The sequence below is a fragment of the Rhizobium gallicum bv. gallicum R602sp genome, from assembly GCF_000816845.1.
GTDB classification, from domain to species: Bacteria; Pseudomonadota; Alphaproteobacteria; order Rhizobiales; family Rhizobiaceae; genus Rhizobium; species Rhizobium gallicum.
Window position 1 is genome coordinate 1564168 of sequence record NZ_CP006880.1, and the last position, 18389, is coordinate 1582556.

At 60.3% G+C, this 18389-nt stretch carries 15 protein-coding genes; 8 read left to right on the forward strand and 7 right to left on the reverse strand.

The window, feature by feature from the left end; all coding sequences use genetic code 11:
• The first annotated feature begins 3 nt into the window (after positions 1 to 3).
• On the forward strand, positions 4 to 984 hold the full coding sequence (locus RGR602_RS30405; protein WP_040115697.1) for a mannonate dehydratase: 981 nt from the start codon (positions 4 to 6) through the stop codon (positions 982 to 984).
• A 47-nt stretch (positions 985 to 1031) separates the two neighbouring features.
• Positions 1032 to 1955, forward strand: coding sequence for a 5-dehydro-4-deoxyglucarate dehydratase (gene kdgD / locus RGR602_RS30410; RefSeq protein ID WP_040115698.1), 924 nt, complete (start codon positions 1032 to 1034; stop codon positions 1953 to 1955).
• Positions 1956 to 2310: 355 nt separating this feature from the next.
• On the opposite strand, the gene RGR602_RS30415 is transcribed toward kdgD, so the two are convergent.
• On the reverse strand, positions 2311 to 3645 hold the full coding sequence (locus RGR602_RS30415; RefSeq protein ID WP_040115699.1) for a dicarboxylate/amino acid:cation symporter: 1335 nt from the start codon (positions 3643 to 3645) through the stop codon (positions 2311 to 2313).
• A gap of 246 nt (positions 3646 to 3891) precedes the next feature.
• Here RGR602_RS30415 and RGR602_RS30420 point away from each other — a divergent pair, with 246 nt between their 5' ends.
• The 6 genes from RGR602_RS30420 to RGR602_RS30445 all read left to right on the forward strand — a co-directional run bounded on the left by RGR602_RS30420 (position 3892) and on the right by RGR602_RS30445 (position 12444).
• Positions 3892 to 5754, forward strand: coding sequence for a sensor histidine kinase (locus tag RGR602_RS30420; RefSeq protein WP_040115700.1), 1863 nt, complete (start codon positions 3892 to 3894; stop codon positions 5752 to 5754).
• On the forward strand, positions 5751 to 7118 hold the full coding sequence (locus RGR602_RS30425) for a sigma-54-dependent transcriptional regulator (protein ID WP_040115701.1): 1368 nt from the start codon (positions 5751 to 5753) through the stop codon (positions 7116 to 7118). Before RGR602_RS30420 ends, RGR602_RS30425 begins: the two co-directional genes overlap by 4 nt.
• Positions 7119 to 7726: 608 nt before the next feature.
• Positions 7727 to 8851: a sugar ABC transporter substrate-binding protein gene (locus tag RGR602_RS30430; RefSeq protein ID WP_040115702.1), complete on the forward strand. Its 1125-nt coding sequence runs from the start codon at positions 7727 to 7729 to the stop codon at positions 8849 to 8851.
• Positions 8852 to 8930: 79 nt separating this feature from the next.
• The gene (locus RGR602_RS30435; protein ID WP_040115703.1) at positions 8931 to 10484 is read left to right on the forward strand and encodes a sugar ABC transporter ATP-binding protein; all 1554 of its coding nucleotides are present in this window, start codon (positions 8931 to 8933) and stop codon (positions 10482 to 10484) included.
• Positions 10481 to 11461, forward strand: coding sequence for an ABC transporter permease (locus RGR602_RS30440; protein ID WP_040115704.1), 981 nt, complete (start codon positions 10481 to 10483; stop codon positions 11459 to 11461). Before RGR602_RS30435 ends, RGR602_RS30440 begins: the two co-directional genes overlap by 4 nt.
• Positions 11458 to 12444 (forward strand): ABC transporter permease, encoded by a 987-nt coding sequence (locus RGR602_RS30445; RefSeq protein WP_040115705.1) that lies wholly within the window; start codon positions 11458 to 11460, stop codon positions 12442 to 12444. Before RGR602_RS30440 ends, RGR602_RS30445 begins: the two co-directional genes overlap by 4 nt.
• 38 nt (positions 12445 to 12482) lie before the next feature.
• Here the strand turns inward: RGR602_RS30445 and RGR602_RS30450 are convergent, their stop codons facing one another.
• The 6 genes from RGR602_RS30450 to RGR602_RS30475 form a co-directional block, all read right to left on the reverse strand.
• Entirely contained in the window at positions 12483 to 13472 is a 990-nt protein-coding gene (locus tag RGR602_RS30450; protein WP_040115706.1) for a beta-ketoacyl-ACP synthase III, read from the reverse strand.
• The gene (locus RGR602_RS30455) at positions 13469 to 14734 is read right to left on the reverse strand and encodes an adenosylmethionine--8-amino-7-oxononanoate transaminase (RefSeq protein ID WP_040115707.1); all 1266 of its coding nucleotides are present in this window, start codon (positions 14732 to 14734) and stop codon (positions 13469 to 13471) included. The genes RGR602_RS30450 and RGR602_RS30455 overlap by 4 nt, the downstream gene beginning before the upstream one ends.
• Positions 14731 to 15369, reverse strand: a complete 639-nt coding sequence (gene bioD / locus RGR602_RS30460; protein WP_040115708.1) for a dethiobiotin synthase — start codon at positions 15367 to 15369, stop codon at positions 14731 to 14733. Before bioD ends, RGR602_RS30455 begins: the two co-directional genes overlap by 4 nt.
• Positions 15366 to 16514 (reverse strand): 8-amino-7-oxononanoate synthase, encoded by a 1149-nt coding sequence (locus RGR602_RS30465; RefSeq protein WP_040115709.1) that lies wholly within the window; start codon positions 16512 to 16514, stop codon positions 15366 to 15368. The genes bioD and RGR602_RS30465 overlap by 4 nt, the downstream gene beginning before the upstream one ends.
• On the reverse strand, positions 16511 to 17503 hold the full coding sequence (gene bioB / locus RGR602_RS30470) for a biotin synthase BioB (protein WP_040116615.1): 993 nt from the start codon (positions 17501 to 17503) through the stop codon (positions 16511 to 16513). Before bioB ends, RGR602_RS30465 begins: the two co-directional genes overlap by 4 nt.
• Before the next feature lie 163 nt (positions 17504 to 17666).
• The gene (locus RGR602_RS30475; protein WP_040115710.1) at positions 17667 to 18335 is read right to left on the reverse strand and encodes a GntR family transcriptional regulator; all 669 of its coding nucleotides are present in this window, start codon (positions 18333 to 18335) and stop codon (positions 17667 to 17669) included.
• Positions 18336 to 18389 lie beyond the last annotated feature (54 nt).

Sequence of the window (18389 nt, forward strand, 5' to 3'; positions counted from 1 at the left end):
AACATGTATGTTGGAACCCAGGTCGCGGTTCGGGACGACGACGATTTTCGTGTTTTCGCGCAGCTCGGGCTGAAGCATATCTGCGCCGACCCACCCGGATCGCCTGCGAGCTGGACCCTTGATGATTTGGAACGCCACCGCGACAAGGTCGAGAGCTTCGGATTGGTTCTCGATATGGTCCAGCTGCCCCTTCCCTCGCGGCCAATCGAGAACGCCTCTTATCCAGATATTCTTCTTGCCGGTCCCAAGCGTGATCGTCAGATCGATGCCGTTTGCAAACTGATCGAGGATATTGGCGCCGCAGGCATTCCAGCGGCGAAGTACAACCTCAATCTGATCGGAATTCCCCGCACGCCAATGGAACTGGGCCGCGGCGGCTCGATGAACGAGGCCTTTCGCTGGGAAAAAGCCGATCAGGCGGCGGCGCCGGGCCTTGCCGGGGAGCTTTCCGAGGACGAAAACTGGGAAAGAATCGATTATTTCCTCAAACGCGTCGTGCCGGTTGCCGAAACCAATCGCGTGCGGCTCGCCTGCCATCCGCATGATCCCTACACGCCCCCCGGCTATCGCGGCGTCACCCGCGTCCTTGGGACGGTCGACGGCCTGAAGAAATTCGTGACCATGCACGAAAGCCCCTATCACGGACTGAATTTCTGCCAGGGGTCGATCGGCGAGATGCTTGAGAACCCGCGTGAAGAAATCGATGACATCATCCGCTGGTTCGGAACGCGCGGAAAAATCTTCAATGTCCACTTCCGCAATATCAGAGGCGGAAAACTGTCCTTCATGGAAACCTTTCCCGACGAGGGCGACATGGACATGGTCCGCTCTGCACGGGTCTACAAAGAGGTCGGCTACAAATACATGCTGATGCCCGACCACGTCCCGACGATCAGCGGCAGGGATCCTTCCGGCGTCGCCTTTGCCTTTTGCTACGGCTACATCGCAGCGCTCATCGAAGCGCTTGAGACAGCGTCCGTTTAAGCCGATTCCGCATCCCTTCATCAATGAACATCAAACAGGAATGAACAATGGATCCAATTGAACTCAAGCGAGCGGTGGGCAGCGGACTCCTCTCCTTCCCGGTCACACATTTCCAGCAAGATCTCAAATTCGACGAGGATGCTTACCGCAAACACATCGAATGGCTGGCCGGCTATGACGCAGCCGCATTGTTCGCCGCGGGCGGTACAGGCGAATTCTTTTCCCTCAACCCGCAGGAAATTCCTTCCGTCGTGGCGGCGGCAAAAGGATCGGCAGGGAAAACACCGATCATCTCTGGCGCCGGATACGGCACCTCGCTTGCAATCGACATCGCCAAATCAGCCGAAAAAGCCGGCGCAGACGGTCTATTGCTTTTGCCGCCCTATCTGATGTTCAGCGAACAAGCCGGCCTCATCAACCATGTAAGGGCCGTCTGCAAATCGGTCGGCATCGGTGTCATCGTCTATAACCGTGATAATGCGGTCTTGACCGCCGACAGCATTGCAAGGCTTTGCGATGAGTGCCCGAACCTCGTCGGCTTTAAAGACGGCGTTGGTGATGTCGACAAGGTGATCGAGATCACAACCAAGCTTCAGGACCGTCTGGTCTATGTCGGCGGCATGCCGACACATGAGGTGTATGCGCAGGCCTATTTTGCGGCCGGCGTCACCACTTACTCCTCGGCCGTGTTCAATTTCGTACCGGCGCTCGCCCAGCGTTTCTATCAGGCACTCCGCTCAGGCAATCAGCCTGTTGTCGACGAGATCTTGAAGAATTTCTTCTTTCCCTTTGTGGCGCTGCGCAATCGCAAGAAAGGTTACGCGGTCTCGATTATCAAGGCCGGCCTGCGGGTGCTTGACCGGGATCCCGGCCCCGTCCGCCCGCCGCTTATTGATCTCAGTCCGGAAGAGACGGCGCTGCTTGAGCGCATCGTTCGGGCAAACGACATCGAGAAAATCGCAGCGGAATGAAGAGGCAGCAGGGCTATACGGTGCCCTCCCAGCCGTCCTGAACCACCTCTTCAAGAACGGCCGCGCGGCATAATTGGACCCGCGCGGCCGTCTGCTGACCAGACTTTTAGCCCAACGGCAGGATCAGCACATCGCGCGGGGAAATTTCGATCCGGCCGCCATCATGGCTCCAGCCGATGGGCCATCGCTCTTTCGCCAGTAAAACGCTCCCATTCCCCGGCAAGCTCGACCCCTGTCGCCTGCGCGTTGCGCGGATTGACGAACCAGAGAATGCTGCCTTTTTCGCCTTTGTAGAGGCGGAAAGCCGCGCCCTCTTCAGAGCGCGGCGACGTCTCGATCAGTGACAGCTCAGTCTTTATTCGGCAGCCTGCAGTGCCGGCACGGTCACGTCACCATTCTCCGGCAGCTCACCGGCCATTGCCGCAGCAAACTTTGTCTGGTCCAATTCGTTCTCCCACCGCGCGACGACAACGGTGGCGACTGCGTTTCCGACGAAGTTCGTCAACGCGCGGCATTCCGACATGAAGCGGTCGATGCCGAGGATGAGCGCCATGCCGGCGACGGGAACCGACGGAACGACCGAGAGCGTGGCAGCGAGTGTGATGAAGCCGGCACCGGTGATGCCTGCAGCACCCTTCGAGCTCAGCATGGCGACCAGCAAGAGCAGGATCTGATCGGCGAAAGACAGCGGCGTGTCTGTCGCCTGGGCGATGAATAGCGCTGCCAGCGTCATATAGATGTTGGTTCCGTCGAGATTGAAGGAATAGCCGGTCGGGATCACCAGCCCGACGACGGAGCGCTTGCAGCCGGCTTGTTCCATCTTCGCCATGAGGCCCGGAAGGGCTGCTTCCGACGACGACGTTCCCAGAACAAGCAGCAGTTCTTCCTTGATGTAGCGGATCAGCGCCAGGATCGAGAAGCCGTTGTAGCGGGCAACCCCGCCAAGCACGACAAGCACGAAAAGCAGCGATGTCAGATAGAAGGTGCCGATAAGCATGGCAAGATTGGCGATCGAACCGATGCCATATTTGCCGATCGTAAAGGCCATCGCACCGAAGGCTCCGATGGGGGCCGCCTTCATCAGGATCGCCACGAGGCGGAAGATCGGCGTCGTCAAAGCCTGCAGGAAATCCACGACCGGCCGGCCGCGGTCGCCGACCATGGCGAGCGCAATACCGAACAGCACCGAGAAGAACAGCACCTGCAGGATGTCGCCGTCGGCGAAAGCACCGACGATGGTCGTCGGGATGATGTTCATCAAGAAGCCGGTAATGGTCGAGTCATGGGCTTTTTCGGCATAGGTCGCAACCGCCTTGGCGTCGAGCGTGGCCGGATCGATATGCATGCCCGCACCCGGCTGGATGACGTTGGAAACGACAAGACCGACGGCAAGTGCGAGCGTCGAAAAGACGAGGAAGTAGATCATCGCCTTGGCGGCGACGCGCCCGACCTTGTGCAGATCGGACATGCCGGCGATACCGGTTGCCACCGTCAGGAAAATGACCGGTGCGATGATCATCTTGACGAGCTTGATAAAGGCATCGCCAAGCGGTTTCAGTGCCGTGCCGACCTCGGGGTAGAAGTGCCCGAGCAGCATGCCTGCACAGATGGCGAAAACGACCTGCACATAGAGATGCCGGTAGAATGGAACTTTGCCGCGCGCCGGCGCGGCTTGAATTGCTACACCCATAGTGTCCTCCATAAAGCCCCAAACCGACAATGGCCTCCCGGGGCGGATGATGCGGATTCTGGTAATTCAACAGCCACCCGGCTGTTTGCAGACACTTTGCAACAGGCGTGCCAGTTTGCTTTTGCGTCTCTAAGACGCTGTTTTCTCGCATCTTCTTGAAAAGTCACGCGCGAAAGCAAGCTCGCTTGGGCGTCTTTTCGCACAAAGTGATTTGACCCTTGTGCGAGATTGCGCACATTCTCCGTCATGCTTCAGCGATCAACCACAGACAACGTTCGAACGCCCCCGGACGTCATTTGGCAGGCGCGCCGTGCCTGGATCCTGTTCTTAGCTGCCTCCGCGATTCTGATTGCGGCAGCGCTCGTAGGCGCCGAACTTTACGGGCGCCGGTCGGCGATCGAAGGGCTGGAAACCCAGGCCCGCACCGACGCCAATCTCAAGGTCGCTTTGCTGACGGCCGTTTTGGAGCGCCCTCGCGCCCTACCGCTTCTTCTTTCGGAGGATCAACAGGTTCTCGACGCCCTTTCGTCTGCAAAGAGCGACACGACCGATCTCTTGAACCGCAAGCTGGAGCGGCTCGTCACCGGCACGCAAGCCGCCGTTCTTTATGTCATCGGTCCGGACGGGATAGCCGTCTCCTCAAGCAACTGGCGCGAGCCGATCAGTTTCGTCGGAAACGACTACGCGTTCCGTGACTATTTCCGTCGCGCAATGGAGCAAGGCACGGCTGAACACTTCGCGCTTGGCAGCGTCAGCAAACGTCCCGGCCTTTACATCTCGCGCAGGGTCGGCAGCGCGGCTGCTCCGCTCGGCGTCGTGGTCGTCAAAATGGAATTCAACCGCCTCGAAAACGACTGGCGTGACGCAAGCAGGCCCGTTTACGTGACGGACAACCATGGGGTCGTTCTGATCACGAGCATTCCTTCCTGGCGTTTCATGACCACCGGGCCGGTCCCGCGGCAGGATCTTGCATCCATTCGAAGCAGTCTGCAGTTCGGAGATGCGCCGCTGGCAGAGCTTCCCATCATGCATCCCTCAACCATCAGCCCGGACGCATCCATTGTTTCTGCCGTCCTGCCCGGCGGCGGAGAGGCCCAGTATCTACGCTTCTTTGCGGCCGTTCCGACAACGCCATGGCGGCTGGAATATTTAGTTCCAACCGAAATGCCGGTCGCGTCGGCCGTACGGGAGCTGCGGCTCCTCGCACTGGCGTTTTTGCTGCCCATTTTCGCAATCGCGGCCTTTTTGCTGAGACGGCGGCAGGTCTCCGTGATGAGGATCGCCAGCGAACGGGCCATGCGCGAGGAACTGGAGCGCCGGGTCGTTGCCAGGACAGATGAATTGAGTCGCGCTCGCGATCGCTTGCAGGCGGAAATTTCCGATCATCGCGATACGGAGGCGAAGCTGCAAATCGTGCAACAGGAACTCGTGCAGGCGAACCGGCTCGCCATCCTTGGGCAGGTTGCAGCCGGCGTCGCCCATGAGATCAATCAGCCGGTTGCCACGATCCGCGCTTACGCAGATAACGCCCGCGTCTTCCTCCAGCGCAAAGAGCCAAATCCGGCCGAGGAGAACTTAGGCGCCATTGCTCAGCTCACTGAAAGAATCGGCACGATAACCGAGGAATTGAAAGCCTTTGCGCGCAAGGGGAGGACGGCTGCCGAACCCGTTGAGCTTAGCAGCATCATCGAGGGCGCCGTCGTCTTGCTGAAGAGCCGGTTTGCCGGGCAGTTGAACGCACTCGACATCCAAATGCCGCCACCGGGTCTCTTCGTCATGGGCAATCGAATCCGGCTGGAGCAAATCCTGATCAATCTCTTCCAGAACGCCCTTGAAGCGCTCGAAGGCCGCGACGACGCGAAGGTGGAGATATCTGTTGCGGAAACGCCTGAGCAGGTCGCCATCGCCGTTTCGGATAATGGACCCGGCATTCCACCAGCAATTCTCGACACTCTTTTTACACCGTTCCATACATCCAAGGAAAAAGGTTTGGGCCTCGGGCTTGTCATTTCAAAGGACATTGTTGCCGATTACGGCGGCCGGATCGATGTCACAAGCAGCGCCAAAGGCACATGTTTTACAGTCCACCTTATGAGGGCAAAGGCATGAGGGATGCGTTATCGATCTTTCTCATCGACGATGACAAGGACCTTCTTCGGGCGACCAAGCAAACCTTGGAGCTTGCTGGCTTTAAAGTTTCAGCCTTTTCGGTGGCAAGCGAAGCGCTCGGTGCCCTTAACGCCGATTTTGCAGGCGCGGTCGTTTCCGATATCCGCATGCCACAGATTGACGGCCTGCAGCTTTTCGATCGCGTGCGGAAGGAAGATGAGGACCTGCCGGTCATCCTGGTCACCGGCCACGGCGATATTCCAATGGCGGTGAAGGCCATTCAGGACGGCGCCTACGACTTCATCACCAAACCGTTTGCAACCGAAAGGCTTGTGCAAGCAGTCAAGCGGGCGCTGGAAAAACGCGGCCTCGTTCTGGAGAATAGGGCGCTCCGCCGGGCCGCCGACCAAGCTCGGGACGACCTGCCGCTAATCGGCCAGACACCGACCATGGAGCGGCTGCGCCGCACCTTGCGCCAGATCGCCGATACCGAGGTCGACGTGCTCGTCACAGGCGAGACCGGCAGCGGCAAGGAGGTGGTCGCCAGCTTGCTGCATCGATGGAGCCGCAGAGCGTCGGGCAATTTCGTTGCGCTCAACTGCGGGGCGCTGCCCGAGACGGTCATAGAGAGCGAGCTCTTCGGCCATGAGCCCGGCGCCTTTACCGGAGCGCAAAAGAAGCGCGTCGGGCGCATCGAGCATGCAAGCGGCGGCACGCTTTTTCTCGACGAGATCGAGAGCATGCCTCCATCGACCCAGGTGCACATGCTGCGCGTTCTCGAGATGCGGGAAGTGACGCCGCTCGGCACCAATGAGGTCAGGCCCGTCGACCTGCGCGTCGTCGCCGCCGCAAAGGTGGATCTGGGAGACCCGGAACAGCGTGGGGATTTTCGTGAGGATCTCTATTATCGGCTCAATGTGGTCACGATCTCGATCCCGCCGCTGAGAGAACGCCGAGACGACATCCCCCTCCTCTTCGGCCATTTTGCCGAACGCGCAGCGTCCCGGTTCAAACGCGAAGTTCCGGCCATCTCGTCAGCCGTTCAACGTCATTTGCAGGGTCACGCCTGGCCAGGCAACGTGCGCGAGCTGTCGCACTTTGCCGAACGCTTCGTCCTCGGCGTTGAGCAGCTACCGGCAAGTGCGCCGCCGTCGGCACCTGAGACAGGCGAAGTGCTTCCGCTCCCCGAGCGACTGGACCGCTATGAGGCCAGCATCATCCGTGAGGCGCTCGATGCCAATGGCGGCGACGTCCGCCGCACGATTGCGGAGCTCGGCATACCGCGCAAGACTTTCTACGACAAGCTCCAGCGCCACGGCATCGTCCGCAGTCAATTCGCAGCATCCAAATCCGGACAGATTTAAACGGAGGTAGCAAGTTCCACCGGAGCGGCTGCGTCCGGCCCGTTCAGGCAATAGCGGTGCCTCAACACCGGCCGGCCAGAGTTTGCCGCGCAACGCTTCCGCAAGCTCTTTGTGTTTGGAATATTGAAAACGCAATATGGCTGCATCGCGTTTTGCCTGATGCGCAATGCCTCCAAATAGCTCTAGAACCCCGTTAAGCGCCTGGCCGTGTTTCCACAAGGGCCGCATGAACACAGACAGCCTTCATCCGCGCCGCAAGCTTGCGGCATATCCACTGCCGGTTTAAACGGCCGCGCCACGGAAAGGCGAAGCAGAAGACCCGCCATCAATCTCGGTTTAGACATCGATGGCTCAAAAATGCAATGCTTCTGAATCGCCAAGAATCCCTGACAGAGCAGGTCATCCCAGGCCGCTTTACAATCATGGTTGGCAGGGCTAGCATCGCCTGCATGACGCAGGGGAGAGGAGCCCGTCTGACGTCATCTGGATAGCGTATCGACATGCCTTGCCGGACCGGCACCCGACTGCAGAAATAATCCGCAGCGGAACGTCGATGATGCCGACACCCATTCGATGCCATCCAAGCACGGCAACAATGGGAGGATTCGATGTACAAGACATTGGTCGGCGGCATCATGGCCGCGGCTGCATTCACGCTTTCCCACTCCACGACCCTTGCCGAGCCGGAAATCGTCAGCGGGCCTGCGGCCGAAGCTGACTGCTTCGTGCCGTGGGCGGCAGAAACCAAGTTCTTCAAGTTTCCAAAGAAGGACGGCCCCTACCGCATAGCGCTCGCCAACGGCTATATCGCCAATACCTGGCGCATCCAGATGATCCAGACGGCGAAAGCCTATGCCGCGCAGCCGGATGTCGCCTCAAAACTCAAGGAGTTCAAGGTCGTTTCGACCGGCGAGGACGTGCCCGCGCAGATTTCGGCAATCAACAACTTCATCGATTCAGGCTATGACGCCATCGTCGTGAACGCGCAGAACCCGACGGCATTCGGACCGGTCATCAAGCGCGCCAAGCAGGCCGGCGTGATCCTGGTCGCCTTCGACAACATCCTAGACACCGAAGACGCAATCAACGTCAACGTCGATCAGAAGGGCCTCGGCGTATTGTGGGCAAACTGGCTGGCGAAGCACCTGCCTGACGGCGGCAAGGTTCTCGAAGTGCGCGGCGTTGCCGGCACCTCGGTCGATACCGACCGTCACAACGGTATTCACGAAACCTTTGCTGCGACCGGCAAGAAATGGGATGTCGTCGAAGTGCTCGGAAAGTGGGACGATCCGACGGCACAAAAGGCGACCGCTGACGCAATTGCCGTGCACAAGAAATTTGACGGCATCACCGCTCAGGGCGGCGATACCGGCGTCGTACAGGCGATGATCGATGCCGGACATCCGTTTGTGCCTTTCGGGGGAGAGACCGAAAACGGCTTTCGCAAGTTCTGCGCCAAGCATGCCGCTGAGGGTCTGAAATGCTCGTCGGCCGGTACGGGACCCGCACAGGTGGCGGTTGCCATCAAGACGGCGATTGCTGCGCTTGAAGGACAGGTCGTGCCGCAATCCATCAAGCTGCCGCTGGCAATCGTTGAAGATCCCAATTTCAAGGAAGGCCAGGACTTTTATCCCGATCAATCCGACAACTTCTTCGTCGGCAATGCCTTCCCGACCTGCGGCATCAACTTCACTGCGCAGGAGATCATGGGGCAGTCGAAGGAAAACCAGTAGACCGGGTCCAAGCCGCTCGCTTGAACGGCGCGCCGCGGGCACCTGCGACGCGCCAGAAAAACCGGTTTCGAGGAACCTTATGATCACATCAGAAATACCGGCGGCAACGCCCCTCTTCCAGATGAGCGGTGTTTCGAAGCGTTACGGCGGCGTTCACGCACTGGAAAATGCCGAACTTGCCGTCAAACCCGGGCGGATTCACGCTATTCTCGGCGAGAATGGCGCCGGAAAATCGACCCTTATCAAGATCATGGCAGGTGTCGTCGCGCCCGATGAAGGCCAAATGTTGCTGAACGGACGCCCGGTCAGCTTCAGGTCCCCCGCCGAAGCCTCCGCTGCCGGGGTCACCTGTGTATTTCAGGAGCTTTCGCTCATTCCCGACCTGAGCGTTGCCGACAACATCTGCATCGCCGCACCGCCGCGCCATTTCGGCCTGGTCAACCGCAGGGCCCAGCGTGCGATCGCCGAGGAGATGCTGGCCCGGGCAGGCGCCGAAGACATTCATCCGCGGGCGCTGGTCAAGGATCTGTCATTGTCGCGCCGGCAACTGGTCGAGATTGCCAAGGCGCTCGCATGGAAGCCGCGCATACTTATTCTCGACGAAGGAACGTCGGCGCTGACGGCGGCTGATGTCGCCAAGGTTTTTTCCGTCCTGAGGCGATTACGATCAGAGGGCTTGGCGCTGCTTTACATTTCACACCGCATGCAAGAGATCGCCGAACTGGCCGATGAATGCACTGTTCTGCGCAATGGCCGCAATGTCATGAGCTTTGCGGCCGGAACGCGCAGCGGCAGCGAGATCGTCGAAATGATGATCGGCCGTGAATATTCCAGCGCCTTCCCGCCGAAGCCGGCGCGAGCGGCAACCGATATGGCTCTCCCCGCTCTTGAGTGCCGCAAGCTCTGCTGGGGGGACAGCCTGCGCGACATTTCTCTTACCGTCGGCAGAGGCGAGGTGGTCGGCCTTGGCGGTCTGGACGGGCAAGGACAACGCGAAATCCTGCTTGCCCTTTTCGGCGTACTTCGCGGCACCACCGGCTCCGTCCTTGTCAATGGCAAGCCCGTCGCACTCACCAGTCCGGCAGTTGCACGCTCACAGCATATTGGCATGGCTCTGATCCCGGAGGACCGCAAGACCGAAGGATTGATGCTGGAGATGACGGTTCGGGAAAATCTCTCCTTCGCGGTGCTGGACCGGGTATCCAAGGGTGGCGTCATAGACCGGAAAATGGAAGAACAGCTGATCGACGAGATGGTGCAGTTGCTGGCGATCAAGACGGCAGGCCTCGACATTCCGGTCGGCGCGCTTTCTGGCGGCAATCAGCAAAAGGTCGTCATTGCCAAGTGGCTGATGCGCCGGCCTCGGATCGTGCTGCTCAACGACCCCACACGCGGCATCGATGTCGGCACCAAACAGGAAATTTACCAGTTGCTGCGGCGGCTTGCCGAAGCAGGCGCGGCCATCCTTTTTTATTCGACGGATTACGATGAACTGATCGGCTGCTGCGATCGCGTTCTCGTGTTTTATAACGGCAGCATCGTACGCGAACTGAAGGACGACGGCATTACACAGCATGCTTTGGTCGCAAGCGCGCTCAATGTCGAGGGCGAGAAGGCGGAGAGCGCGGCATGAAGGAATGGCGTTACCGGTTAAACGAACGGCGCAGCACGCTGATGGCAGCCGGTATTTTCCTCGTCATGTTTGCCATCTATGTCTCCAACCATCCGGCCGGTTTAACGGCCAACGTCGTGCAGACCGCCGCCAACAAGGGTGTCCTGCTTGCCTTTGTCGCGATGGCGCAGACGCTGGTCGTGATCACGGCGGGCATCGACCTATCTGTCGGCATGATCTTCATCCTTACCAATGCGCTGGCCTCCTGGATCGTTCTTGGAACGGCGATCGAAACGGCCCTCGGCGTGATCGCCGTTCTTTCCACCGGTCTTTTGTGCGGGGCATTGAACGGCCTGGTCGTCATTTATGGGAGATTGCAGCCGATTGTTGCCACCATCGCAACGGGCGCGGTCTTCTTCGGGATCGCCTTGCTGCTGCGGCCCTTTCCCGGCGGCTCGGTCAATGAGGAACTGGCAGATTTCATGACCGGGAAGATATTCGGCACTGTGCCCGCCAGCCTGGTTGCCCTGGCTGCCATCGTTCTCATCATTTGGGTGCCGTTCAGCCGGTCGATCATCGGACGGACGGCTTATGCATCCGGCTCGTCGGAGACCGCCGCCTATATGTCCGGACTACCGATCCGCCGCGCCAAGTTTACTGCCTATGCCCTGGCCGGCCTTCTTGCCTCGATCGGCGGTCTGTTTCTCACATTCTTCACTTTCACAGGCGAGGCAGCCCTTGCAAGCGGCAATGCCTACACGCTTTTCTCGATCGCCTCGGTCGTCCTTGGCGGCGTATCCCTTTTTGGCGGCAAGGGCAGCGCGATCGGTGCAATATTCGGAGCGCTCGCCTTCCGCACCATCGGCGACCTGCTTTTCGTTTTCGATTTCGATCCGCTGTGGCAGCCTCTGTTCCAGGGTGTGGTGCTGCTTGTCGCCGTCAGCCTCGGAGCCTTCGGATTGTTCCGCGTCCGCAATCGCCTGGAGTGGTTCGGATGAGCAACGTCACGCGAGAAGAGCCGGTGAGCTCTCTGCCTAAAATCGTGCGGCGGCTCGATCCGGCGATCGCGACGGCCTTCGGCTGCATCATTCTTTTGCTGATTATCGGCAGTTTTTATTCGACGAGTTTCCTGTCGCCCGAATATCTCCTGCAGCAGTTGAAAGTGGCATCCTTCCTTGGCGTCATTGCCACGGGAATGATGATCGTCATCTTGCTCGGCCAGATCGATCTTTCCGTTCCCTGGTCGGTCGCCGTTGGCGGAATGATGGCTTGTGCTGCGGCCGCATATGGCCCTGCTGGCGAGATGCTTGCTATTCCCTTCGGAATTGTCTGCGGCATGGCAATCGGCCTGGCCAACGGCATCGGCGTCGCTTATCTGCGCATTCCTTCGATGATCATCACGCTTGCGACCAACGCCGTCGCTCAGGGGTTGATGGTCCTTTATACTGGTGGTTTCTCGCCACAGGATTCGGCTACATCTGCCATGCGTTATCTGGCAACCGGCTTTCTTCTCCCCGGCATACCCAATGCCGTGCTCATCTGGGCCTTGATCGGTGCCGGCACGGTCTTTGCCCTCACGCGCACGACATTCGGCCGCTCCGTCTACGGCATCGGCAACCGCGAGAGCGCGGCCTACCTTTCCGGAATTAACACCCGCCGGATCGTCCTGATCGCCTTCATCGCCTCCGGCGCCCTTAGCGCCTTTGGCGGCGGCCTGCTTGCCGGCTATGCGTCGAAGGCGGCCCAATCGATGGGTGATGCTTATCTTTTGCCCTCGATCGCCGCCGTCGTCCTCGGCGGAACATCCATTCTCGGCGGCAGAGGCTCATACCTCGGCACAGTCGCCGGCGTGATCTTAATCACCCTCCTGCAATCGATCCTCTCGGTCATGCAGATGCCGGAGGCAGGACGGCAGATCATCTACGGCGTGGTCATCATCGCCATGCTGCTGCTTTACGGCCGCAGCCCTGCCAACCGGTGATCGGCGGCGCCCTAGCGGATTTATCCGGTGGCAACCTCTCAAAATCCCAAAACCAAGGCACCACCGGTCAATCCGGCGCCCGCAGCCGTTAGAAGCACCGCCTCGCCCGATGCAAACGGCCGTTTCTCCTTGGCAATCGACAGTGACAGGGCAATGGTCGCGGCAGATGAATTGCCGAAGTCGGCAATTGTGCTGACGGTTTTGGCGTCCGAAATACCCAGTTTCTCGCCCACGGCGGTGAAGATTCGCGTATTGGCCTGGTGCGGCACGAACCGGCTGATATTCGGCGTGATCATGGCCGCGCGCTCGAGCGCCCGCAGCGAAGAAGCCGTCATCATCTCGACAGCACGCGAAAACACCTCACGTCCGTCGCGCATCGTCATGAGAAAGTCCTCCGCCCTCATCCCCGGCGCAAACGGGCGGTTGCTGCCGCCGGCAGCGATCGAGATCAGGTCGTAACCGCTTCCATCGGACGTAAGATCGACGCCGAGGAGACCGGTGTTGGGCTCGACCGATGGTGAAAGCACGACCGCACCAGCTGCGTCGGCAAACAGTACCGAGCTCGCGCGTTCGGCCGGGTTGATCCGCCGGCTCAAGATGTTTGCGGCAACGACAAGTACCGGTCTTGCCTGGCTTCGAACAAAGCCGTCGGCAAGTGTCAGCGCATAAAGAAAGCCCGAGCAGGCGCCTGCAAGATCGATCGCTCCGGAATTTGCAAGACCGAGGCGATGGGCAAGCAGCGGCGCTGACGGCGGCAGCAAATGGTCAGGGGTCGAGGTTGCAAGCAGCGTCAAGGCGATTTCGGCCCGGTCGACGCCGGCATCGCTAAGGGCCATGGCCCCGGCACTGGCCGCAAGCCCGCTCAAAGTGTCGCCCTCTTGCGCCCAGTGCCTGGCACGAATGCCTGTACGGCGTTCGATCCAGCCGGGTTCCAGCCCAAGAGCCCTCTCAATCTCGCCGTTTTCGACCCGTCGCGCCGGCACACTGTGCCCGAAGCCCGCCAGTCGCGAAGCCCTCGCCGCCGTCATGCCGACACCCTGAAGTGAAAGGCGGCTTCTTCGATCGCTTCATAGGCGCGATCGAGCTCCTTGGCCGTGATGCAATAGGGCGGCATCAGGTAGACGACGTTGCCGAGCGGCCGGATGAGCAGGTGACGCTCGCGGAAGAAAGCGCGCAGCCTCGGCCCGACCTCTGCCAAGTATCCGCCCGCTTCGACATCGAGATCAAGAGCCGCGATCGTTCCGATCTGCCGAACATTGCGGAACCGCAGGTCGTTCGAGAAGCGGGTCAGATGTGCCCGATGCGCTTCCGAGAGAGCCTCAAGACGCGCCTGCACCGGCTCATCCCGCCAGACGGACAGATTGGCAACCGCTGCTGCGCAGGCGATCGGATTGGCTGTGTAGGAACTCGAATGAAAGAAGGTTCTGCGGCGGTCAGTGGAGAGGTGCGCGTCGAAGATTTCCGCCGTGCACAACGTTGCCGCCAGCGGTAAAGCACCTCCCGTCAGGCCTTTCGACGTACACAGGATATCCGGGGTGATCGCTGCCTGCTCACAGCCAAAAAGCGTTCCAGTGCGCCCCCAACCGGTCATCACTTCATCGGCAATGAGAAGCGTCCCGCAACGCTCGGCAACCTCCTTGAGGCTCGCAAGCAGCGACGGCGCATAGATCTTCATGCCGCCCGCCCCGAGGACGAGCGGCTCGATGAGAAGAGCTGCGACTTCGCCCGACCTGCAGTAGCTTTCGAAGGCATCAAGAGTTTCCTGCTCGCGGCCGGCCTCTGGGAAAGGCAGCCGGTCAACGGCAAAGAGCAGCGGTTCGTAGGCAGCGTTGAACACACCGCGCTCACCGGCCGACATCGTGCCGATTGTATCGCCGTGATAGGCATGTTCCATGACGACGATGCGATTGCGCCGCTCGCCTTTGTTGTGGAAAAAACCGAGCGCCATCTTCAGTGCGACCTCGACTGCGGTCGATCCGCTGTCGGAATAAAAGACGTGGGCCAGACCGCGCGGCGCAACGGCGATCAGCCCTTCAGCCAGCTCTTCGGCCGGCGCATGCGTATATTCGGCGAAGATGAGCTGGTCATAACGCCCAGCGGCGGCGCCAATTGCGCTCATGATGGCAGGGTGCCGATGGCCGTGGGTAATCACCCACCAGGATGAGATCGCGTCAAGAACATGATTGCCGTCCTCATCGATAAGGTAGGCGCCCGCCGTCTCAACGATCGGCTTCATGCGCGGTTCGAGCGCGTGCTGGGTGAAGGGATGCCATACGCGAGAATGCGTCATGTCAGGGCGGCCTTGATGTGTCCAATATCGATGTTTTCGGCGAAAGCCTCCTGCAGTGTCTGGGGCGTTGGACCAGACAACCACGGCAGGCGGCCAAGCGACCGGATGCCTCCGATCTCGGCGATGACCCGCTGCGTTTCGGCGTTCTCGTCACCGATGAAGGCAACACCGAGGATCGGCATCGCACGGTGCTTCAGCGCCTCTAGCGACAGCAGCGTATGATTGATCGTTCCAAGCGTTGTCCTCGCGCACAAAATGACAGGGATCTGCCAACGGGCAAAAACATCGGCGAACAACAGCCGGTCCGTAAGCGGCACCAAAAGGCCGCCGGCCCCTTCCACGACCAGAGGGTGGTCGGTTTCAGGAAGGCTCAGTCGCTCGGGCGCGACCGATACACAATCGAGGCTGGCAGAGAGATGCGGAGATGCTGGTGTCTTCAGTCTGTAAGCCTCCGGGATGATCCGTGCCGGAGAAATGCCGCCCAGCCGTGCGACAGCCTGGCTGTCAGTCTCTTCCTCAAGACCCGCCTGCACCGGCTTCCAGTAATAGCCATCCAGTGCCTGCGTCAGGGCGGCGGCGAACCACGTCTTGCCAATCCCGGTGTCCGTTCCGGTGACGACGCAAGCCTCCGTCATGACCGCTCCTGATCCGCCAGGACGGCTGCAAGCTGCTCGAACATGCTGGAAATCATGCTGGAATTCACGTTAAGCGTGATTGCGATTCTCAGCCGCGCTGTCCCCTCCGGCACGGTCGGCGGACGGATTGCCCTGATGTCGAAGCCTTGGTCGCGCATATGCGCGGCAATTGCGACGGCGCGCGCATTGTCGCCGATCATCACCGGCAGGATCTGGGAACCGCTGCCTTTGGCACCGGTCGCAGCCGCAAGTGCGGAGTTTGCAAAAGCCCGCAGCTTGTCGAGCTCCGCGCGCCGCTGCGGCTCGTCCCCGAGAACGCGCAACGCTTCGCCAACCGCAGCCGCCATCAACGGCGAAGGCGCCGTCGAATAGATGAAACCGCGGGCGCGGTTGACGAGGTAGTCGCAAATGACAGCGCTTGCAGAAAGCAGCGCTCCGGCAACGCCGAGCGCCTTGCCGCAGGTGTGAAGGACGATGAGGTTGTCTTGCACTTCCAGACCTGCCGAAAAACCGCGTCCCCCCGGCCCGAAGACACCGGTTGCATGCGCTTCGTCCACGACCAGGAAGGCGTCATGCGCATTCGCAATGCTTGCAAGTTGAGCAAGCGGTGCGCGATCGCCGTCCATGGAATAGAGGCTCTCGACGGCAATCCAGGCTCTGCCAGTGCCGCCTGACCGGCGCCATCTTTTGATCGCCTCATCGAAGGCGCCAACATCGTTGTGGGCGACCGACATCGCGCGTGCCTTGCTCGCCGCGATCCCCTCATGCGCGCTTGCGTGGATCAGGGCATCGTGGATGATGATGTCCTCGCGCTGCGGAAGGGTCGAAAAGACAGCGAAGTTGGCCGCGTAGCCGCTGCCGAAATAGACGACCCTTTCGGTTCCGAAATATGTGGCTGCCTGCTCCTCAAGCGCTTCGTGCTCGGGATGATTGCCCCGCAGCAGCCTCGACCCCCCTGCCCCGACCGCAACGCCGCGCCCGATCGCTTCGGCAATCGCGTTCTTAAGGCGCTCCGATTGAGCAAGCCCCAGATAGTCGTTCGACGTGAAATCGATGCCGCTCTGGCCGATCAGCGCCCGGGCGCGGCCCTTCCGTTCAAGGCCGGCCAGTGTCCGCTCGTAGCGGGCAAGGCCCGCAAACCTCATGGGGCCGTCTCCCCGCCGTCCAGTTCCATCGGCTTCAGACCGAGGCGGCGAAACAGTGCGCTGTCGTCGTCCTCCCCTGGATTGTCGGCTGTCAAAAGGGTATCGCCGACGAAGATGGAATTGGCACCAGCGAAGAAACAGAGGGCTTGCATCTCATCGCTCATATCGGAGCGTCCCGCCGAAAGCCGCAGGTGCGAGGCCGGCATCAAGATGCGGGCCAGAGCGATCGTTCGCACGAACTCGATCGGATCGACGGGTTCGGCGTCGGCAAGCTTCGAACCCGGGATAGGGATCAGCATGTTGATCGGCACGCTTTCGGGAGGCACGGCCAGATTGGCAAGCGTCACCAGCATCGCGATGCGGTCGGCGGCCGTCTCACCCATCCCGAGGATGCCGCCCGCACAGACCTTGATGCCGGCGTCACGAACATTCGACAGTGTCTGCAAACGGTCGGCAAATGTCCGCGTGGTTATGATCTCGCCGTAGAAGCGTTCGGAGGTGTCGATATTGTGGTTGTAATAGTCAAGCCCCGCTTGCGCGAGCGCAGCGCTCTGTGCCGGCGTCAGCATGCCGAGCGTCATGCAGGTTTCCATGCCCAGGGCCTTGACGCCCTTCACCATGGCAGCGATCGCATCCATGTCGCGATCCTTCGGGCTGCGCCATGCAGCGCCCATGCAATAGCGGGTCGCGCCGCCCTCCTTTGCCTTGCGCGCTTCAGCAAGGACACGTTCGACCTCCATCAGCTTCGAGGCCTTGAGCCCGGTCGAATAATGGGCCGACTGGCTGCAATAGCCGCAGTCCTCCGCGCAGCCGCCGGTCTTGATGGACAGCAGACGGCTCATCTGGACAGCGTTCGGATCGAAGTTTTCGCGATGAACACCGTGAGCACGAAAAAGAAGATCGTTGAACGGCAAATTATAGATAATTTCTGCTGCATCCGCCCGATACCGAGGGATGGGAGGCTCCGCAATCTCGTATGCACCCTTCAGATCAGCCGTTTCAGCCTGCATCGAACGAGGTCCTCCCTTATGGATGCGTTTGCGATATAGATATCTTCCAGCTTTATCTATAATAATGCAGCGCAACATAAGGCAAGAGCGGAGGTGGATTTTCCGCTTAGCGACAGATTGCAGCGATGGGAAAACCGCCTGCTCAGCCGACGATCGCGAAACGCTCGGCGTCAGGGGCCGCGCCGCTTCTTGCCGGCCGCCGGCCGATCCATTGGACATGCCGCTCCAGGACGGTGGCCGCGTGTTCGGTTTCTCCTTCGCGAAGAAAACCGAGGATCGCTCGATGATCGCGGTCCTTGGGTGTCTGCCAGCCCGAGTTCCACGTTGCGAAAAGAAACCGCGCGCTCGCGGCGTGCAGATCATCAATTGCCGCCAAGAGCCGCGGCATCGCGCAAGGCGAAAGCACCAGCCGGTGAAAGCGCCTGTTTGCCGCTTCCCAGCCGCGAACATCAACGGCCTGGTCGCCTTCAAGGGTGGCGCATTCGGCCTGGTCGAGGATGGACGGCGTCAGGTGGGGAGCCGCATGGCGAAGCGCCAGGACTTCGAGCGCGGCGCGCATGCGCGCTACTTCCTGCACTTCTGCAAGATCGAATGACGCAACGCGGACGCCTCGCCTCGGCTCGCTGATCGCAAGCCCCTGCGCCTCCAGCCGCCGAAGTGCCTCACGCACCGGTACATGGCTGGAGCCGAATTCCTCGGCGATATGATCCTGCTTGAGTTTGGAGCCGGGTGCGAGCTGTCCTGTCACGATCCGGTCAGCAAGGACGCGGCTTATCCGCACGGCAATTGTCTCGTCACTGTGATGGGTCATTTTTTATAGATAATTCGCTTCGCCACGACTGTCGAGACGGCAACCGCCTCATGG

Excerpts from the sequence above, each read along its gene's own strand:
- RGR602_RS30420 (WP_040115700.1), top strand. The coding sequence starts at position 3,892 with ATGCTTCAGCGATCAACCACAGACAACGTTCGAACGCCCCCGGACGTC.
- bioD (WP_040115708.1), bottom strand. The coding sequence starts at position 15,369 with ATGACGGAGGCTTGCGTCGTCACCGGAACGGACACCGGGATTGGCAAG.
- RGR602_RS30465 (WP_040115709.1), bottom strand. The coding sequence starts at position 16,514 with ATGAGGTTTGCGGGCCTTGCCCGCTACGAGCGGACACTGGCCGGCCTT.
- RGR602_RS30415 (WP_040115699.1), bottom strand. The coding sequence starts at position 3,645 with ATGGGTGTAGCAATTCAAGCCGCGCCGGCGCGCGGCAAAGTTCCATTC.
- kdgD (WP_040115698.1), top strand. The coding sequence starts at position 1,032 with ATGGATCCAATTGAACTCAAGCGAGCGGTGGGCAGCGGACTCCTCTCC.
- RGR602_RS30440 (WP_040115704.1), top strand. The coding sequence starts at position 10,481 with ATGAAGGAATGGCGTTACCGGTTAAACGAACGGCGCAGCACGCTGATG.
- RGR602_RS30425 (WP_040115701.1), top strand. The coding sequence starts at position 5,751 with ATGAGGGATGCGTTATCGATCTTTCTCATCGACGATGACAAGGACCTT.
- RGR602_RS30475 (WP_040115710.1), bottom strand. The coding sequence starts at position 18,335 with ATGACCCATCACAGTGACGAGACAATTGCCGTGCGGATAAGCCGCGTC.
- RGR602_RS30445 (WP_040115705.1), top strand. The coding sequence starts at position 11,458 with ATGAGCAACGTCACGCGAGAAGAGCCGGTGAGCTCTCTGCCTAAAATC.
- RGR602_RS30450 (WP_040115706.1), bottom strand. The coding sequence starts at position 13,472 with ATGACGGCGGCGAGGGCTTCGCGACTGGCGGGCTTCGGGCACAGTGTG.
- RGR602_RS30455 (WP_040115707.1), bottom strand. The coding sequence starts at position 14,734 with ATGACGCATTCTCGCGTATGGCATCCCTTCACCCAGCACGCGCTCGAA.
- RGR602_RS30435 (WP_040115703.1), top strand. The coding sequence starts at position 8,931 with ATGATCACATCAGAAATACCGGCGGCAACGCCCCTCTTCCAGATGAGC.
- RGR602_RS30405 (WP_040115697.1), top strand. The coding sequence starts at position 4 with ATGTATGTTGGAACCCAGGTCGCGGTTCGGGACGACGACGATTTTCGT.
- RGR602_RS30430 (WP_040115702.1), top strand. The coding sequence starts at position 7,727 with ATGTACAAGACATTGGTCGGCGGCATCATGGCCGCGGCTGCATTCACG.